Here is a 16,405-nt window from a genome sequence, read left to right as displayed (position 1 = left end):
TATGGCGGTGGTTGTGTGCGCTCAAACGAATTTTCACGCGTTCGGGCGGTCGGCCTAGGCTGTCTCGGTGACGTTCAGCGGTTTCGGCGAGTACGCCATTGACTTCTACGACGGCTTGGTCCTCGACAACTCGAAGGCGTACTGGGACGACAACAAGGAGACCTACCTGCGCGACGTGCGGGGCCCGATGGAGGCGCTGCTCCTCGCGCTGGAGAAGGAGTTCGGCGAAGGCAAGGTCTTCCGGCCGTACCGGGACGTGCGGTTCGCCAAGGACAAGACGCCGTACAAGACGAACTGCGGCGGCGTCATCGAGAAAGGACGCGGCGGCGGCGCGTACTACGTGCAGATCAGCCCGGAGGGACTGCTGACCGGCGGCGGCTCGTTCCACATGGCGTCCGACCAGCTCGCCCGCTACCGCGCCTCGGTCGACGCGCACGGCGTGCTGCTGCGCAAGATCGTCGACAAGCTGGTCAAGCAGGGCTGGGAGCTGTGCGGCGACGTCATGAAGTCGAAGCCGCGCGGGTTCGCCGACGACCACCCGCACCTCGACCTGCTCAAGCACCGGTCGATCTACGTGCGCAAGATCTGGGAGCCGGACGACGTGCTGCACGAGCCGGGGTGCCTCGACCGCGTGCGCAAGTCGTGGCGGCAGCTCAAGGACCTCAACGCGTGGTGCGAAGACCACGTCGGCGTGAGCGAATCCAGGTCGCGGTAGCCCAGCCGAGCCCGATGCCCGCCACGTCGACCAAGGCGTCGAGCCAGTCGCCGCTGCGGTGCAGAGGCGTGATGAGTTCCTGGAGAACCTCCGAAACGCCCGCGTAGACGACCAGCAGCGGCAGAATGTGAGCAATTCTCGCGTAAAGGCCGGTGAACGCCAGCAGCGCGAACAACAGCGTGTGGATGACCTTGTCCGTACCAGGCGGCGCGGTCGGCACACCTGACTCCGGGGTGAACAAAACGACGACACTGAGCAACGCCGCGACTACGAATGGCAGCACTCGACCCATGTCTGAACATTACCCACGGGTAGTTCGGGATCGGTCCAGGAACGAGGGCTACTCTCTCTAGACGTGAGTCGACGCGCAAAGATCGTCTGTACCCTCGGTCCCGCCACTGGCACGCCGGACAAGGTCCGCGACCTGGTAGCGGCCGGTATGGACGTGGCCAGGATGAACTTCAGCCACGGCAGCCATGCCGACCACAAGCAGGTCTACGACATGGTCCGTGCGGCAGCCGACGAGTCGGGCCGCGCCGTGGGCATCCTCGCGGACCTCCAGGGCCCCAAGATCCGGCTCGGCCGGTTCGCCGCGGGTCCTGTCGACTGGAACACCGGCGACGTCGTCCGCGTCACCGTCGAGGACGTCGAGGGCACGCACGACCGCGTGTCGACGACGTACAAGGAGCTGGCGAAGGACGCCAAGGTCGGCGACCGCCTGCTCGTGGACGACGGCAAGGTCGGCCTCGTGGTCGTCGACGTCGAAGGTTCCGACGTCGTGTGCGAGGTCACCGAGGGCGGACCCGTCAGCAACAACAAGGGCCTCTCGCTGCCCGGCATGGACGTCTCCGTGCCTGCGCTGTCGGAGAAGGACATCGAGGACCTCGAGTTCGCGCTCTCACTGGGCGTGGACTTCATCGCCCTGTCGTTCGTGCGCTCGCCCGCGGACATCGACCTGGTCCACCAGGTCATGGACCGTTCGGGCAGCAAGCGTCTCCCGGTGATCGCGAAGATCGAGAAGCCGGAGGCCGTGGACAACCTCGAGGCCATCGTGCTCGCCTTCGACGGCGTCATGGTCGCCCGCGGTGACCTGGGCGTCGAGCTGCCGCTGGAGCACGTGCCGCTGGTGCAGAAGCGGGCGATCCAGATCGCCCGCGAGAACGCCAAGCCGGTCATCGTCGCGACCCAGATGCTCGACTCGATGATCACGAATTCCCGCCCGACCCGCGCCGAGACGTCCGACGTCGCGAACGCGGTGCTCGACGGCGCGGACGCCCTGATGCTGTCCGGTGAGACCTCGGTCGGCCGCTACGCCATCGAGTCCGTGCAGACCATGGGCCGCATCATCGAGGCCGTCGAGACCGAGTCGGTCGTCGTGCCGCCGCTGACCCACGTCCCGCGCACCAAGCGCGGCGTGATCTCGTACGCGGCCCGCGACATCGGCGAGCGCCTCAACGCCAAGGCCCTGGTCGCGTTCACGCAGTCCGGTGACACGGTCCGCCGCCTGGCGCGCCTGCACACGCACCTGCCGCTGCTGGCGTTCACGCCGGAGCCCGCGGTGCGCTCGCAGCTCGCGCTGACGTGGGGCACCGAGACGTTCCTGGTCCCTCGGGTGGAGTCCACCGACGAGATGGTCCGCCAGGTCGACACGGCCATGATCGAGATCGGCCGCTACCAGGCGGGCGACCTGATGGTGGTCGTCGCCGGATCGCCTCCCGGCACCATCGGCTCGACCAACCTCATCCGGGTGCACCGGCTGGGCGAGGACGACCACGCGTAGTGGCTGGCCTCTCAGCCTGATCCGTAGTTGTGCCGGCCCCGCCCCCTCATACTGGACGTGTGAGGGCGCGGGGCCGCGCCGTGTCCGTGCCGCTAGGAGTTCTGTCGTGACTGAGGCCGCCCGTGCCGCCGCTACGAGCCCGTCGGGCCTGAGCGGCCAATCCGCAGTGGACGACCTGGTCGCGTTGCTCGACCTCGAACGCATCGAGGAGAACATCTTCCGCGGTGTGTCGCCCGCGGAGTCACCGGTGCGTGTCTTCGGCGGACAGGTCGCGGGCCAGGCCCTGGTGGCCGCGGGCCGCACCGTGCCGGTGGAACGCCGCGTGCATTCGCTGCACTCGTACTTCATCCGCCCCGGCGATCCGCGCGTGCCGATCGTGTACGAAGTGGACCGCATCCGCGACGGCCGCTCGTTCACGACCCGGCGAGTCGTCGCCGTGCAGCACGGCAAGGCGATCTTCGCGCTGTCGGCGTCGTTCCAGCTGGAGGAGCAGGGCGTCGAGCACTCCTCGGACATGCCGTCCGTGCCGGACCCGGAGTCGCTGCCCACGTGGACCGAGTCGGCCGAGGGGTACGGCCTGCACACGTCGAAGTTCCCGCGCCCGATCGACGTGCGCTACGTCACCGAGCCGCCGTGGGAGTCCCGTGAGGACGGTCCGGGCGAGGCCGCTTCCCAGGTGTGGATGAAGGCCGACGGCAAGCTGCCGGACGACCCGATGCTGCACATCTGCGTGATGACCTACGCGTCGGACATGACGTTGCTGGACGGAGTTCTGGCCAAGCACGGTGTCTACTGGGGACTGGACAAGGTCCTCGGCGCCTCGCTGGACCACGCGATCTGGTTCCACCGGCCGTTCCGCGCGGACGAGTGGCTGCTGTACGACACCTCTTCGCCGTCCGCGTCGGGCAATCGCGGGCTGGCGACGGGCCGGTTCTTCTCGCAGGACGGGCAGCTGGTGGCGACCGTGGTGCAGGAGGGCCTGATCCGGGTGATCAAGCCGTCACCCGACGAGGCCTAGTACGCCAGTTCGAAGAACCACGCTTGTGAGTGATCGCATGGAGGGCCTCCAAGCGCGAGGCTGATGGGAGCTGGTGGCGAAAGAGGCTCTCAAAGGCGGAAGAAAGGTGTTCACGTGGATCTGCGGCGGGATCACCTGGTGAGCCTGAACGAGTGGGACGCGATGCCAGAGGACATGTGTCGTCGTCATGAACTCGTTGATGGAGCCTTGCAAGTGATCGCTTCACCCTTCCCGCGGCATCAGCGTGCTGCTTTGAGACTCACCTACTGCCTGGATGAGCAACTGCCGGATCATCTGACCGCGGTGATCGATGTTGACGTTGCGCTCAAGTCCGGCGAGCGAGCGACGGTGCGCAGGCCGGATGTCGTGGTTCTGTCCGTCGAGAACTACGGCGACGGAGACCGTCGTCTCGATGCCGCGGACGTTCTGCTCGTGGTCGAGGTCATGTCACCGGGTTCGAAGCGAACGGACTTCGTGGTGAAACCGGCGGAGTACGCGAAGGCCGGGATCGCACACTATTGGATCGTCGAGCTCGGTGATCCGTTCAGCCTGGCCGCGTTCGAGCTCGTCGACGGTGTTTACGAGTATGTCGACGGTGGCACGGGCACGGTTGAACTGACCAGGCCGGTACCGCTGAAGATCGATCTCGACGCGCTGTTGCGACGGCGTTAGTCCGTGCGACGCCGCCGGTGAGTCGGCCTCAGGTTCGCCGGCGGCGTCAGCGCCCGCGTCTCCACCCGTTCCAGCACCACCGACGAGGTCAGGTTCCGCACCTCCGTCCGTGACGCGATCTTGTCCATCAGGAACGCCTGCAGGTGCGTGGAATCCGCCACCGCGATGTGGATCAGGAAGTCGGCCTGCCCGGACACGTGGAAGATCGACCGCGTCTCCGGCTGAGCCATCACGAACGCGCGGAAGGCCGCCACCACGGGCCTGGTGTGCGGCCGCACGTTCACCGAGATCACGGCCTCCAGCGGCAGGCCCGTCGTGGCCGGGTCGACGACGGCGTGGCACCCCGTGATGACACCCAGGTCGCGCAGCCGCCGCACCCGTTGCAGACACGACGAGGGCGCCAGACCGACGATCTCCGCCAGCGCCCGGTTCGGCAGCGTCGCGTCGTTCTGCAACTCCTCCAGGATGTGCCAGTCGACCGAATCCAGTTCGGCTTGTTCGCGCATAACCGAACATCGTACTGACCAGCTGGAACGGAGCAGAACGAAGCACGACGATCGGCGCCATGCACATCGCGTGGACGTCGTTCCTGGTCGCTCTCCTGATCATCATGATCGTGCCGGGGCCCGACTTCGTCCTGATCATGGGGAACGCGGTGCGCAGCCTGCGCAAGGGCACCGAGGCGGCCCTCGGTGTGATCACCGGGCTCCTCGTCCACGCCACGCTCGCCACCCTCGGGCTCTCCGCGCTCGTCGCCGCGGTGCCGACGGCGCTGCTCGTGGTCAAGGTGATCGGCGCGCTGTACCTCGCCTACGTCGGGTTCATGACCCTGAAGACCGCGAACGAGGCGACCGAACACCGGCAGGGCAGGGGCAACGTGTTCCTGCGCGGCCTGCTGTGCGACCTGTTGAACCCCAAGGTGATGCTGACGTTCCTGAGCCTCATCCCGCAGGCGATGGACCCGAACAGCGCGCCGTTGCCCCAGGCCGCTCTGCTGAGCGCCGTCACGGTCGGGGTTTTCGCGCTGTTCTGGGTCATCGTGGTGCCGTCCGCGCGTCAGCTCGGCAACCTGCTGAGCAAGCCCAAGATCCGCGCGACGTTCGAGCGGGTCTGTGGGACCGCTCTCATCGGGATGGCGGCGTCAGTCCTGGCTGCCTGAGTCCCAGGAAACGGAAAGCTCGTCCCGGGTTCCGAACCGGACCAGGTGCCGTTCCACGACGTCGCGCAGACGTGCCGTGTCCTCCTCCGAGGAAGACACGACTCGCATTACCAAAGCGTCCTCCGTGGCTTCGAACTCGGCCAGGCCGGCGGAGAACCGCACGAACCCGCGAGAGTCCTCCCAGGACCCTTCGAGGTCCTTGTGCGTGAAGTGCTTCACCAGCTGTGATCCGTACCTGGAGGCACGGTCGGTCGCCGAGCGTCCCACGCTCGTGAATTCCGTCATGGAGCCAACTTACGCCTAGCCATACGTATCGCGGCGTGACGCGGTTCACCTGGCAAAACGGAGTCTGAGAACACCCTGTGACATCTCGCGAAAAAACGGAGAACACGGCAGGCTGTCGCGTATGACGGAAGGCAAAGCACGTATCGCGGTCACCGGTCTCGCCACCATGGGCAGCAACCTCGCGCGCAACCTCGCGCGGCACGGCTTCAAAGTCGCCGTGCACAACCGGACGCCCGCGAAGATGAAGGCCCTGCTGGACGAGCACGGCCACGAGGGCGACTTCGTCGGCGCCGAGACGCTGCAGGACCTGGTCGACAGCCTGCAGACGCCGCGCCAGATCATCATCATGGTCAAGGCCGGTGGCCCGACCGACGCCGTCATCGACGAGCTGAGCGGGCTGCTGGAGCCCGGCGACATGGTCATCGACGGCGGCAACGCCCACTACGCCGACACGCGCCGTCGTGAGGCCGCGCTCAAGGAGAAGGGCCTTCTCTTCGTCGGCGCCGGCATCTCCGGTGGCGAGGAGGGTGCGCTCAACGGCCCGAGCATCATGCCCGGTGGCCCCGCCGAGTCGTACAAGCACGTCGGTCCCGTCTTCGAGGAGATCGCCGCCAAGGTGGACGGTCAGCCGTGCTGCGTGCACGTCGGGCCGGACGGTGCCGGGCACTTCGTGAAGATGGTGCACAACGGCATCGAGTACGCCGACATGCAGCTGATCGCCGAGGCGTTCGACCTGCTGACCCGCGTCGGCGGCATGGCGCCCGCCGAGATCTCCGACGTGTTCACGCAGTGGAACTCGGGCGACCTGGAGTCGTACCTGGTCGAGATCACCGCCGAGGTGCTCAAGCACGTCGACGCGAACGGCACGCCGCTCGTGCAGGTCATCGAGGACGCGGCGGAGCAGAAGGGCACCGGCCGCTGGACCGTGCAGGAGGCTCTGGAGCTGGGCGTCCCGGTCACCGGCATCGCCGAGGCCGTGTTCGCGCGCAGCCTGAGCGGCCACACCGACCAGCGCAAGGCCGTGCGCGACGCGTTCGGTGCGAGCGAGGTCGTCGCCAAGCCGGACGCCGAGCTCGTCGACGACGTGCGCCAGGCGCTCTACGCGTCGAAGGTCGTCGCGTACGCGCAGGGCTTCGACATGATCCGCGAGGCGTCGAAGAACTTCGACTGGGACATCGATCTCGGTGCGATGGCGACGATCTGGCGCGGTGGCTGCATCATCCGCGCGCAGTTCCTCAACCGCATTCGCGAGGCGTACGACAAGAACGCGAGCCTCGCGTCTCTTTTGGTGGACAACTACTTCCGCGACGCCGTGCAGAACGCCGAGGCCGCTTGGCGCAGGGTCGTGGTCCGAGCGGTCGAATCCGGTGTGCCGACTCCTGGCTTCGTGTCCGCTTTGGCCTACTACGACGGACTTCGGTCGGAACGTCTGCCTGCCGCGCTCGTCCAGGGACAGCGGGACTTCTTCGGTGCCCACACTTATCGCCGCGTTGATCGCCCCGGTAGCTTCCACACGTTGTGGTCAGGCGACCGGACTGAGGTGGATGCGTGAAATTTCGTTTGCTGGGGGCAGTCGTCGCAGCGGCGACAGGGTTGACCCTGACGTCCAGCGGCGGCGCGGTGGCGGTCGACAACGAGGCGCTGACCCGCGACCTCGACGCGATCCTCGCCGACCCCGGGCTCAAGGGCGCCGACGTCGGTATCACCGTGCGCGACGCCAACACCGGTGAGGTCGTCTACACGCGATCGGGCGGAAGGCGCTCACAGGTCGGATCCAACCTGAAGGTGCTCACCACCACGGCCGCGCTCGACCTGCTCGGGCCGGACTACCGGTGGAAGACCGAGCTGCAGTCCTCGGGTGCCAAGAACGGGTCGACCCTGAACGGCGACCTCGTCCTGCGCGGCACCGGCGACCCGACGATGTCCGCGACGCGCTACAAGGCGCTCGCGGACACGTTGAAGGCCGGCGGTGTCACGACGGTCAGCGGTGCGCTCGTGCTGGACGACACGGCGTTCGACTCCCAGCCGTACGGCCTGGGCTGGGCGTGGGACGACGAGCCGTTCTCGTACAGCGCGGAAACCTCGGCGCTGACGCTGTCGCCGGACGCGAAGTTCAGCGCCGGCACGGTGGTCGTGCGCGTGAAGCCGGGTGCCTCGACGGGCGCTCCGGTTCAGGTGAGCGTCGAGCCCGCGAACGACCAGGTGCAGATCGTGAGCACCGCGACCACCGGCGACGGTGGCGTCTCGATCGAGCGCGAGCACGGCACGAACGTGATCAGGGTCAGCGGTTCGACGTCCGTCGAGACGACGGCGCTCTCGACCGTCAAGGACCCGACCGGACTCGTCGGGTCGGTGTTCCAGAAGGCGTTGGCGCAGAACGGGATCCAGGTCCAGGGCGGGGTGCGCAGGGGCAAGGCGCCGCAGGGTGCCGGTGTCCTCGCGTCCGACCAGTCGATGACGCTGGGTCAGCTGATCAACCCGTTGCTCAAGAACAGCAACAACATGCTGGCCGAGGTGCTGGTGAAGTCCGCTGGTGGCTCGTTCTCCAACGGCGTCAACCAGCTCAGCCGCAAGTGGGCAGGTCTCGGCATCGACCCGAACTGGGTCGAGATCTTCGACGGTTCCGGCATGTCCAGGATGGACGAGATCTCGCCGGACGACCTGACTTCGGTGCTGATCAAGGCGAAGACGAAGCCCTGGTTCAGCACCTGGTCGTCGTCGCTGCCGGTGGCGGGCCGCGACGGCACGCTGGTCAACCGGATGAAGGCCACCTTGGCCGAGGGCAACGTGCAGGCCAAGACCGGCTCGATGTCCGGTGTCTCGGCGCTGACGGGTTACGTCACGACGCAGAACGGCAGGCAGCTGGTGTTCTCGATCGTGCAGAACAACCTGGTGCTGTGGTTCAGCCCCAAGACCGTCGAGGACAAGGTCGCCGTGCGGCTCGCGTCCGAAGGCGGTGCCGCGGTGGCCACGCAGAAGGCCGAGCCGAAGATCGAGTCGGTTCCGCAGCAGCGCAAGGCTCCGGCGCAGGAGCGCACCAAGGTCCCGGCCAAGGAGCGCTTCGACGTCGAGTGCTCGTGGATCGGCACCTGCTAGTCGCTTTCGAGATGAACGGCGCATTTGTTCACCTCAGGTGGACAAATGCGCCGTTCATCGTTTTCTAGGCGGGAGAGGGGACGGGCTCGAGCCCGTTGCGGTCCGGGTCGACGAGGTAGACGCGGGCGTTCGAGATGTCGAAGTACATGCCCTTCAACGTCAGCGTGCCCGCGGCGATCGCCTCGCGCACGCTCGGGTAGCCGAGCAGGTTGTCCAGCTGCTGCGCCACGTTCGCGACGGCGAGCCGGTCGGCCACCGGCAGTTCCGCGCAGCCGTGCGACATCGGCGCGTGGAACCGGATCAGCGACGGTTCCGCGTTGCGCAGCCACGAGTGCAGGTGCGAGCCGCGCGAGGCGGATCCGTTCACCAGCGCCTTCATCGCGCCGCAGTCGGAGTGTCCACACACGACGATCGAGCCGACGTTGAGCACCTCGACCGCGAACTCGATCGCCGCACCGACCGACCTGTCGTCGGCCGACGACATCGGCACCAGGTTCCCGATGTTGCGCACGCAGAACAGGTCACCCGGCCCCGACGTGGTGATCAGGTTCGGCACCACGCGGGAGTCGGCACACGTGATGAAGAGCTGCTGCGGCCGCTGCCCGCGCACCGCCAGCTCGTGCAGGAACGGCCGCACCAGCGGTGCCGAGCGTCGTTCGAACTCGTGCATGCCCAGGAGCATGGGATCGCTCTCGGCAGAGGACCGTTGCGCGGGCAGCGTCACCGCGTCCGGCGTGCCCTGCCAGTGCGACCACGGCGCGAACCAGCGGGGCAGCGGGCCCGGCAACGTCTTGCGGCGCCCCGGTTTGCCGCGGTTCGCGCGGTCGTACCACGTGTCGTGCACCTCGTCGACCTGCACGTGGCCGCCGAGCCGTTCGTAGCCCTCGCGCCAGTCGTTGATCGCCTCGTACGACGCGTGGTCGAGGTAGTCGATGTGCAGCTCCAGCACCACGGTCTGGCCCAGCGGCAACCTGCGCAGCTCGCGCACGAGCCGGCCGACCCCGAGGAACACCAACGATCCGCGCACGCACACCCGGTTGCCCTCGACACGCACCGAACAGTGCGTCAACCGGTACAACGCGCGCAGCAGCGCGATGGCGAGCCCGACGACGACACCTTCGAGCAGTCCGAAAAGGACGACACCGAGCGCGGTCGCCGCGTACACCGAGAACTCGCCGTGCTTCCACAACGTCCGCATGCGCGCGATCGACACGAGCTTGAGCCCGACGACGAGAAGCACGCCCGCCAGTGCCGCCAACGGGATCAGCTCCAGGGCGGGGGCGAACGCCAGCACCGCCACCGCGATCCACACGCCCTGGAAGACGGCGGCGTACCGGGTCTTCGCGCCCGCCGCGATGTTCGTGGAGCTGCGCGCGAGACCACCGCTGATCGGGAACCCTCCCAGCGCACCCGCGAGCACGTTCCCCGTGCCCTGTGCGATGAGCTCCTTGTCCAGCCTGGCCCGCGGCCCGTCGTGCAAACGGTCCGTCGCGACCGCCGACAGCAACGACTCCATGCTCGCCACCAGCGCGACCGTGACGATCGCAGTGACCACCGCCCCGACGCTGCCCCGGGGCATCTCGGGGAACACCAGCGCGTGGCTGTCCGGCAGGGCGACCCGAGCCACGTCGAGGTGCAGCACGAACGCCGGCCCTGTCGCGGCGGCGACGGCGATCAGCGGCGCGGGAACGAGCGACGTCCGCGGAACCCGTGGCCACAGCAGCAAAGCCGCGATCGCGACCGCACCGGTCACCAGCGACCCGACGTGCGAGCTCGCCAGCACTTCCGGCAGCAGGGCGAGGTTCGTCGGCACGGACGACGCCGCCGTGCCGCCCAGCACCACCACGAGCTGCCCGACGGCGATGGAGATGCCGATGCCCGCGAGCATCCCGTGCACGACGGCGGGGGACAGCGACATCACCAGACGACTGATCCCGGTGAGCCCCAACGCGAGCTGGAGCACCCCGGCGGCGAGCGTGATCGCCGCCGTCGCCGCCCACCCGAACTGCGCCACCAGCCCGGCCACGATCACCACGAGCCCGGTCCCGGGCCCGCTGATCTGCAACGGCGCGCCGCTGATCGCGCCGACGACCACGCCACCGACGACGGCCGAGATGATCCCCGCCATCAGCGGCGCGCCCGTCGCGTGCGCGATGCCGAGCGACAACGGGATCGAGATGAGGAACAGCACGAAGCTCGCGGGGAGGTCGTGCCGGAGGATCAGTGGTGGGCCGTGCGGGGTGTGCTCGCCGGCGTTGGACCTCTGCAGGTGGTTCATCGGGTTCCTCTCCTGGAATGACGGCATGGCCCTGTGCGCGCAGCACAGAGCGAGGGGGAAGGGGATTCGCTAGGGGCGCCCTAAAGGCAGCAGACGGCGCGGCCGGACGGCATCGAGCGCGTCGGCGCGGTCATGCGGGGTCGGCACGGGAACACCTCCGTGTCGGCACAGGCATCGAGGGTCGTGATCAGGCCGCGTCGCCACCATGATGACGGCGGAATCGGTGCTGTGACAGATCTTTCAGCCAACCGTGTTGATCTTGGCCGCACACGTCACGCGAGGTGATGACGCGGTGCCGCGGCCGTCGGTCGGACGGGTGCACCGCGGGGCCGGTGCCGCGAGGCGGGCGCGAAGAAGGGCCGGCTCCGGTCGGGGGGTGCGGAGCCGGCCCAGGTCGCGACAGTCCCGAAGAACTATCGAGTTTCGAAATTCAGCCTACCGAGCGCAGGTGCTTGCCGTGTGAAGTCTCCTGGCCGACCACGGTCAGGATCAGCTGCGCCGAGAGGTAGGCGCGGCACGGTGCGGGCAACCTCCTGGAGAACCAGCCGCGCTTGCAGGTCGCGCACCGGCCGTGCTCGTCGGGCTGGTGCTCGTCCAGCAACGCCTTGACCACCGCGACCACCCTCGGGAGCTCAACCCTGGCGAGCACGAGGGCGGTCTGGTCGTCACCGCGCTGGGCCAGATCGGTGAGCGTGGCCAAGTGGGAGTGCAGCGACTTGTCCAGTTGGCTGAACACCGTGACGGCCATCAGGCTCAGAGCTCCAGTCCTTGCGTGAGCAACCCATGCAGCCTGGCGCGCGCCACATGAGAACTGCAAGTTGCAGTACACGAATGGATGACGTCCCTTTGCGGCTCGCTGGTTTGCTCTCAAACTGAGAGCGACCAGGAGGTGTGGATGGCACGGGGTAGCAGCCCGACCCTGCGCAAGCGACGGCTCGTGAGCGAGCTCCGGCGCCTGCGCGAAGCGGCCGAGCTGACGATCGAGGAGGTCGGAGAGCGACTGGAGTGCTCCGCTTCCAAGATCAGCCGCATCGAGACCGGGCGCGTGGGGGTGAGCCCGCGTGACGTGCGGGACATGCTCGCCGCCTACGGTGCGGACTCCTCCACTCTCGACGAACTGGTCCAGCTGGCCAGGGAAGCCCGCCGCAAGGCGTGGTGGGACGAGTTCGGCGACATCGTGCCCGGTCGTTACGTGGGGTACGAGGCCGACGCGGACTCGATCAGGACCTATCAGGGGCTGATGATCCCCGGCCTGCTGCAGTGCGAGGCGTACACGAGGGCGTTGATCTCCCAGGTGCTGCCGGACGCGAGCACCGCGGAGATAGACCGGCGAGTCCGGTTGCGCAAGGCACGGCAGGCCTTGTTGAGCGAGGACGACCCGTTGCGCCTGCACGTCGTGATCGACGAGGCGGCCCTGCGCAGGCTCGTCGGCGGCACCGGGGTGATGCGTTCCCAGATGGCGCGTCTTCTCGAAGTCGGTGCAATGCCGAACGTCACGATGCAGGTCGTGCCGTTCAGCGCCGGTGGTCATGCTGCGATGGACGGCCCGTTCGTCATCCTGAGCTTCCCTGAGCAGCTCGACCCCGACGTGGTCTACATCGAAAGCACTAGAAGTGGCGTCTATCTGGAACAACAGTCTGACGTCCATTGGTACGCCGAGATGTTCGAGCGTTTGGTGAAGTCCGCCCTGAACTCCGGGGATTCGGCAACCCTGATCACAGAGATCGCTCGCACTCTCGCGTGACTGCGACCGGGAGTGAACAGACAGTGGAGAGCTTGCGTTGGCGCAAGAGCAGCCGTTCGTCCGCCGGTGGGCCCGAGTGCGTGGAGATCGCGCTCGTGCCGGCAGGTGCGGCTGTCCGTGACAGCAAGAACGCGGACGGAGCGCGGCTGAGGTTCGGCGACGCCGGGTGGGGGACCTTCCTCGCCGCGGCGAAGACCGGCTCTTTTGTCAGCTGATCGACAGACACAGCGGAAGGCCCAGGCTGGATCATCCAGTCTGGGCCTTCTCGTGTTCAAGGGGACGTGGGCCGGCCGGCGTTCCGCCGCCGCGGGCTGGATGCCCCTTGCACGCCGGCCGACCCACGTCGATCATGGGGAGCAGCGGGTGATCCGCTGTCCGGTCCAATCTTCCCCGACTGCCCGATCTCCGGTTTCCGTTGATCTCGCCGTCTGTGGTTGGTTGGACACGCTAAGCGTAAGAATGCCTTCTACAGCACGACTGGAGCCCGACTGAAGTGATCTTCAAGCTCCAGGTGGCCACCAGGCGAAGGACAGATCGGTGACGCACGGCGAGGAACCCCTGCGGTTCGAGGTTCTCGGCCTTCTCCGGGTCGTTCGCGCAGGTCAAGAGGTAGATCTCGGTGCGGCGAAACAGCGCGCCGTCCTCGCGGTGCTGCTGTTGGCGCGCAACACCCCGGTGAGTCGTGGCCAGATCATCGAGGCGGTCTGGGGCGACAACGTGCCATCCAGCGCGGTGAACCTCGTCCAGACCTACGTGGCCGGGCTGCGCAGGGCGCTGGAGCCGAGCCGCGCGCGCCGGGCTCCCGCCGAGCTGCTGACGTCGGTGGGCGACGGCTACCTGCTGCGCGTCGAACCGGGCGCCCTCGATCTCGACGTCTTCGAACGTCAGGTGCTGCTCGCGAACCGCATGCGGGCCGCCGGTGATCTCGCCGGAGCCGCGGTCGAGCTGGATGACGCGCTGGCGTTGTTCCGCGCGGAACCGCTGGGCAGCGTCTCGGGTCTGTTCGCCGACGTCGAACGCGGTCGTCTCGTGGAACGCCGGCTCGCGGTGCTGGAGGAACGCGCCGAGCTGGGGCTCGCGATCGGGCAGGGCCCTGAGCTGGTCTCGCAGCTGAGCTCGACGGTCGTCGAGCACCCGTTGCGCGAACGCGGCCACGGCCTGCTGATGCGCGCGCTGGTCCAGGCGGGACGGCAGGCCGAGGCGCTGGCCGCCTACCGCGAGGCCCGCCGCGTGCTGATCGACGAGCTCGGCGTCGAGCCGGGTCCCGAACTGCGCCGCGTCCACCAGGCCGTGCTGGCCGGGGTCAGTCCCGAACCCGAACGCGCGCCGGTGCGCGTGCCGCCGCAGGCCTCGCCTCCGGAACCGGCGCCGGTCACGATCCCGGCGCAGCTCCCGCGGGCGCCCGTCGCACTGGTCGGCAGGGATGCCGAGCTGGCGTTCATGGACGACGTGCTGCGTGGTCACGACGGCCCGGTGCTGCTGGTGACCGGTCCGGCCGGTGTCGGCAAGACCGCTCTGGCCCTGCACTGGGCCCACCGGGTCCGCGAGGAGTTCCCGGACGGCCAGCTCTACGTCGACGTGCACGGCTACGACCCGAACCGTGAGCCGCTGGAGATCGGTGAGGTGCTCAACCGGTTCCTGCGCGCGCTGGGCGTTCCGGCCAGCGACTCGCCGGTCTCGGTGGACGAACGTTCGGCGTTGCTGCGCACGCTCCTGGCCGACCGCCGGATGCTCGTGATGCTCGACAACGTCCGCAGCTCCGCGGACCTGCTGCCGTTGCTGCCGGGCGCGCCCTCGTGCGTCGTGGTGACCTCTCGGCGCCGGCTCGTCGGGCTCGTGGCGCAGGTCGAGGCGAAGCTGGTCGAGCTCGACATGCTCGACCCGGACGCCGCCGTCGACGTGCTGGGCCGGATCGCGGGCCGATCGGACATCGAGGCGGGTGCGTTGCGCGAGCTGGCCGAGTTGTGCGACGGCCTGCCGCTCGCGTTGCGCATCGCCGCGGCCCGTCTCGCCGTGTCGCCCAAGCTGCGCGTGGCCGAGCTCGTCGAGGAGCTGCAGGACGAGCAGGGCCGCCTGGCCGCGCTCGGTCTGGAGGACGGTGAGGGCACCGTGCGGGCCGCTCTGGACGCGTCACGCCGTGCGCTGCCCGCGGTGCCTTCACGGCTGCTGGCGATCGTCGGGCTGCACCCCGGCCCGGAACTGACACCGCACGTGGTCGCCGCGATGGGGGACGTCCCGCTGCTGGAGGCCCAACGCGCGCTGGACGCGTTGACCGCCGCGAACCTGTTGTCCGTCAGCGAACCCGGCCGGTACGTGGCGCACGACATCGTCCGCGTCTACACCAAGACGCTGGCGGGTGAGCTGTCCGAACCGGAACGCCGTGCCGCCACCGGCCGCATGCTCGACTTCTACCTGCACTGCTCGGACCTCGCCGACGGAATGCTGCCGATCAACCGCGGCAGCGTGCTGGTCGCGCCAGAACACCGGCCCGTCCACGTGCCGGCGCTGTCCGGTGCCGCGGACGCCATGGCGTGGTTCGACGCCGAGCGCGCCAACCTGATCGCCGCCACCGAGCACGCCTCGGCGTCCGGCTGGCACGTCCACGCCTGGCAGCTGCCGTACACGCTGTCGCGGTACCTGTGGCTGCGGACCGAGCGCGAGACCTCGTTGCGCATCACCGAAGCCGCGTTGCAGGCGGCGATAGCGCTGAACGACGACGACGCCCGGTTCGTCATGCAGTTCAACCTGGGTGTGGCGTTGTTGCAGTTCGAACGGTACGACGAGGCCCTCAACGCCCAGCGCGGCGCCCTGGAAACGGCCCGCCGCAAGGAAGACGTGCACCAGCAGGCCCGCGCGCTCACCACCGTCGCGGACCTCCTGCAGGACCTGGGTCGCGCCGCCGAGGCCGAGGAGCACTACCGCGAGGCCATGGAGATCTCACGCATCGCCGGGTCGAAGTGGACCGAGGCCAACGCCCACCACCACCTGGGCCTGCTGTACCTCGCGACCCAGCGCTTCGACGACGCGATGCCGTGGCTGCGCGTCGCCCTGCGGATGTACCACGAGGTGGGCGAGCAGTGCGGTGAGGCGGCGTGCCACACGGACATCTCCACGGCGTTGCTGGAGACGGGCGACACCGAGGGCGCGCTCTCGTCGGCACGCACGGCGCTGGCCGTGGCCTGCGACGCGGTCTCGCCGTACCACCAGGCGCTGGCGCACGACCGCCTGGCCGCGGTGTTCGACCGGCTCGGGGCGGCGGGGGCGGCGGCGCACTGGCAGCGTGCTTTGGCGTTGTTCACCGAGCTGGGGGCGCCTGAGGCGGACGGCATCCGGGCCCGGCTGGCCCGTGCCCGAGCAGTGACCGTGGGCTGAAGATGAACGGCGCATTTGTCCACCTCAGGTGAACAAATGCGCCGTTCATCGACTGGGTAAGGGGTTCCCTGCGCGGAACTGCGTGATCGTCCGATGCCTGAGGTGCGGCCTCAGGACGAACCTCGTCGTCATGAGCGAATGGACCCCTGAAGCAGTCAAGGCGGAGATCGAGTACCGGCGCGGCACCGCGATCTGCAACTGGCAGCGGTCGAACGACCGCTCGCCGTCGTGGATCCGGCGAGTGATCCACCGCACCTCTGGGAAACACAGCGGCGTCGGGGCATGA

General features: G+C 68.4%; 16 protein-coding genes. 11 read left to right on the top strand and 5 right to left on the bottom strand.

Annotation, left to right across the window (positions count from 1 at the left end; all coding sequences use genetic code 11):
* Nucleotides 1-67: 67 nt before the first annotated feature.
* Nucleotides 68-715: a DUF2461 domain-containing protein gene (locus tag ACFOWZ_RS17510; protein ID WP_382373687.1), complete on the top strand. Its 648-nt coding sequence runs from the start codon at nt 68-70 to the stop codon at nt 713-715.
* Here ACFOWZ_RS17510 and ACFOWZ_RS17505 read toward each other — a convergent pair.
* Entirely contained in the window at nt 663-1,007 is a 345-nt protein-coding gene (locus ACFOWZ_RS17505; protein ID WP_382373685.1) for a VanZ family protein, read from the bottom strand. The genes ACFOWZ_RS17510 and ACFOWZ_RS17505 overlap by 53 nt on opposite strands.
* Before the next feature lie 63 nt (nt 1,008-1,070).
* Here ACFOWZ_RS17505 and pyk point away from each other — a divergent pair, with 63 nt between their 5' ends.
* The 3 genes from pyk (at nt 1,071) to ACFOWZ_RS17490 (ending at nt 4,185) form a co-directional block, all read left to right on the top strand.
* Entirely contained in the window at nt 1,071-2,495 is a 1,425-nt protein-coding gene (gene pyk, locus ACFOWZ_RS17500; protein WP_382373683.1) for a pyruvate kinase, read from the top strand.
* A gap of 106 nt (nt 2,496-2,601) precedes the next feature.
* Complete coding sequence (gene tesB / locus ACFOWZ_RS17495; protein WP_382373681.1) at nt 2,602-3,513, top strand: acyl-CoA thioesterase II; 912 nt, start codon at nt 2,602-2,604, stop codon at nt 3,511-3,513.
* 114 nt (nt 3,514-3,627) lie between these two features.
* Nucleotides 3,628-4,185, top strand: coding sequence for a Uma2 family endonuclease (locus tag ACFOWZ_RS17490; protein WP_382373679.1), 558 nt, complete (start codon nt 3,628-3,630; stop codon nt 4,183-4,185).
* On the opposite strand, the gene ACFOWZ_RS17485 is transcribed toward ACFOWZ_RS17490, so the two are convergent.
* The gene (locus tag ACFOWZ_RS17485) at nt 4,182-4,691 is read right to left on the bottom strand and encodes an Lrp/AsnC family transcriptional regulator (protein ID WP_382373677.1); all 510 of its coding nucleotides are present in this window, start codon (nt 4,689-4,691) and stop codon (nt 4,182-4,184) included. The genes ACFOWZ_RS17490 and ACFOWZ_RS17485 overlap by 4 nt on opposite strands.
* Before the next feature lie 59 nt (nt 4,692-4,750).
* Between ACFOWZ_RS17485 and ACFOWZ_RS17480 the strand changes: the two genes are divergently transcribed.
* Entirely contained in the window at nt 4,751-5,344 is a 594-nt protein-coding gene (locus tag ACFOWZ_RS17480) for a LysE family translocator (RefSeq protein WP_382373675.1), read from the top strand.
* On the opposite strand, the gene ACFOWZ_RS17475 is transcribed toward ACFOWZ_RS17480, so the two are convergent.
* Nucleotides 5,327-5,629, bottom strand: coding sequence for a DUF2218 domain-containing protein (locus ACFOWZ_RS17475; RefSeq protein WP_382373673.1), 303 nt, complete (start codon nt 5,627-5,629; stop codon nt 5,327-5,329). The genes ACFOWZ_RS17480 and ACFOWZ_RS17475 overlap by 18 nt on opposite strands.
* Nucleotides 5,630-5,750: 121 nt before the next feature.
* On the opposite strand from ACFOWZ_RS17475, the gene gndA reads away from it, so the two are divergent.
* Nucleotides 5,751-7,181 carry an NADP-dependent phosphogluconate dehydrogenase gene (gene gndA / locus ACFOWZ_RS17470; RefSeq protein ID WP_382373671.1) on the top strand — a complete coding sequence of 477 codons (1,431 nt, stop codon included), beginning with the start codon at nt 5,751-5,753 and terminating at the stop codon, nt 7,179-7,181.
* On the top strand, nt 7,178-8,725 hold the full coding sequence (gene dacB / locus ACFOWZ_RS17465) for a D-alanyl-D-alanine carboxypeptidase/D-alanyl-D-alanine endopeptidase (protein WP_382373669.1): 1,548 nt from the start codon (nt 7,178-7,180) through the stop codon (nt 8,723-8,725). Before gndA ends, dacB begins: the two co-directional genes overlap by 4 nt.
* Nucleotides 8,726-8,789: 64 nt before the next feature.
* Here dacB and ACFOWZ_RS17460 read toward each other — a convergent pair whose 3' ends face one another.
* Nucleotides 8,790-11,003: a SulP family inorganic anion transporter gene (locus ACFOWZ_RS17460; protein WP_382373667.1), complete on the bottom strand. Its 2,214-nt coding sequence runs from the start codon at nt 11,001-11,003 to the stop codon at nt 8,790-8,792.
* A gap of 430 nt (nt 11,004-11,433) precedes the next feature.
* Nucleotides 11,434-11,751, bottom strand: a complete 318-nt coding sequence (locus ACFOWZ_RS17455; RefSeq protein WP_030471169.1) for a hypothetical protein — start codon at nt 11,749-11,751, stop codon at nt 11,434-11,436.
* A gap of 147 nt (nt 11,752-11,898) precedes the next feature.
* Here ACFOWZ_RS17455 and ACFOWZ_RS17450 point away from each other — a divergent pair, with 147 nt between their 5' ends.
* From ACFOWZ_RS17450 to ACFOWZ_RS17435, 4 genes are all read left to right on the top strand, one after another.
* Nucleotides 11,899-12,747: a helix-turn-helix domain-containing protein gene (locus ACFOWZ_RS17450; RefSeq protein WP_382373664.1), complete on the top strand. Its 849-nt coding sequence runs from the start codon at nt 11,899-11,901 to the stop codon at nt 12,745-12,747.
* A gap of 23 nt (nt 12,748-12,770) precedes the next feature.
* Entirely contained in the window at nt 12,771-12,962 is a 192-nt protein-coding gene (locus ACFOWZ_RS17445) for a DUF397 domain-containing protein (RefSeq protein WP_382373663.1), read from the top strand.
* A 322-nt stretch (nt 12,963-13,284) separates the two neighbouring features.
* Nucleotides 13,285-16,119 (top strand): AfsR/SARP family transcriptional regulator, encoded by a 2,835-nt coding sequence (locus ACFOWZ_RS17440; RefSeq protein ID WP_382373661.1) that lies wholly within the window; start codon nt 13,285-13,287, stop codon nt 16,117-16,119.
* A 130-nt stretch (nt 16,120-16,249) separates the two neighbouring features.
* Nucleotides 16,250-16,405: a hypothetical protein gene (locus ACFOWZ_RS17435; protein ID WP_382373659.1), complete on the top strand. Its 156-nt coding sequence runs from the start codon at nt 16,250-16,252 to the stop codon at nt 16,403-16,405.

The organism is Lentzea rhizosphaerae, assembly GCF_042649515.1.
GTDB lineage: Bacteria > Actinomycetota > Actinomycetes > Mycobacteriales > Pseudonocardiaceae > Lentzea > Lentzea aerocolonigenes.
This window is presented reverse-complemented; position numbering and strand designations above follow the sequence as displayed.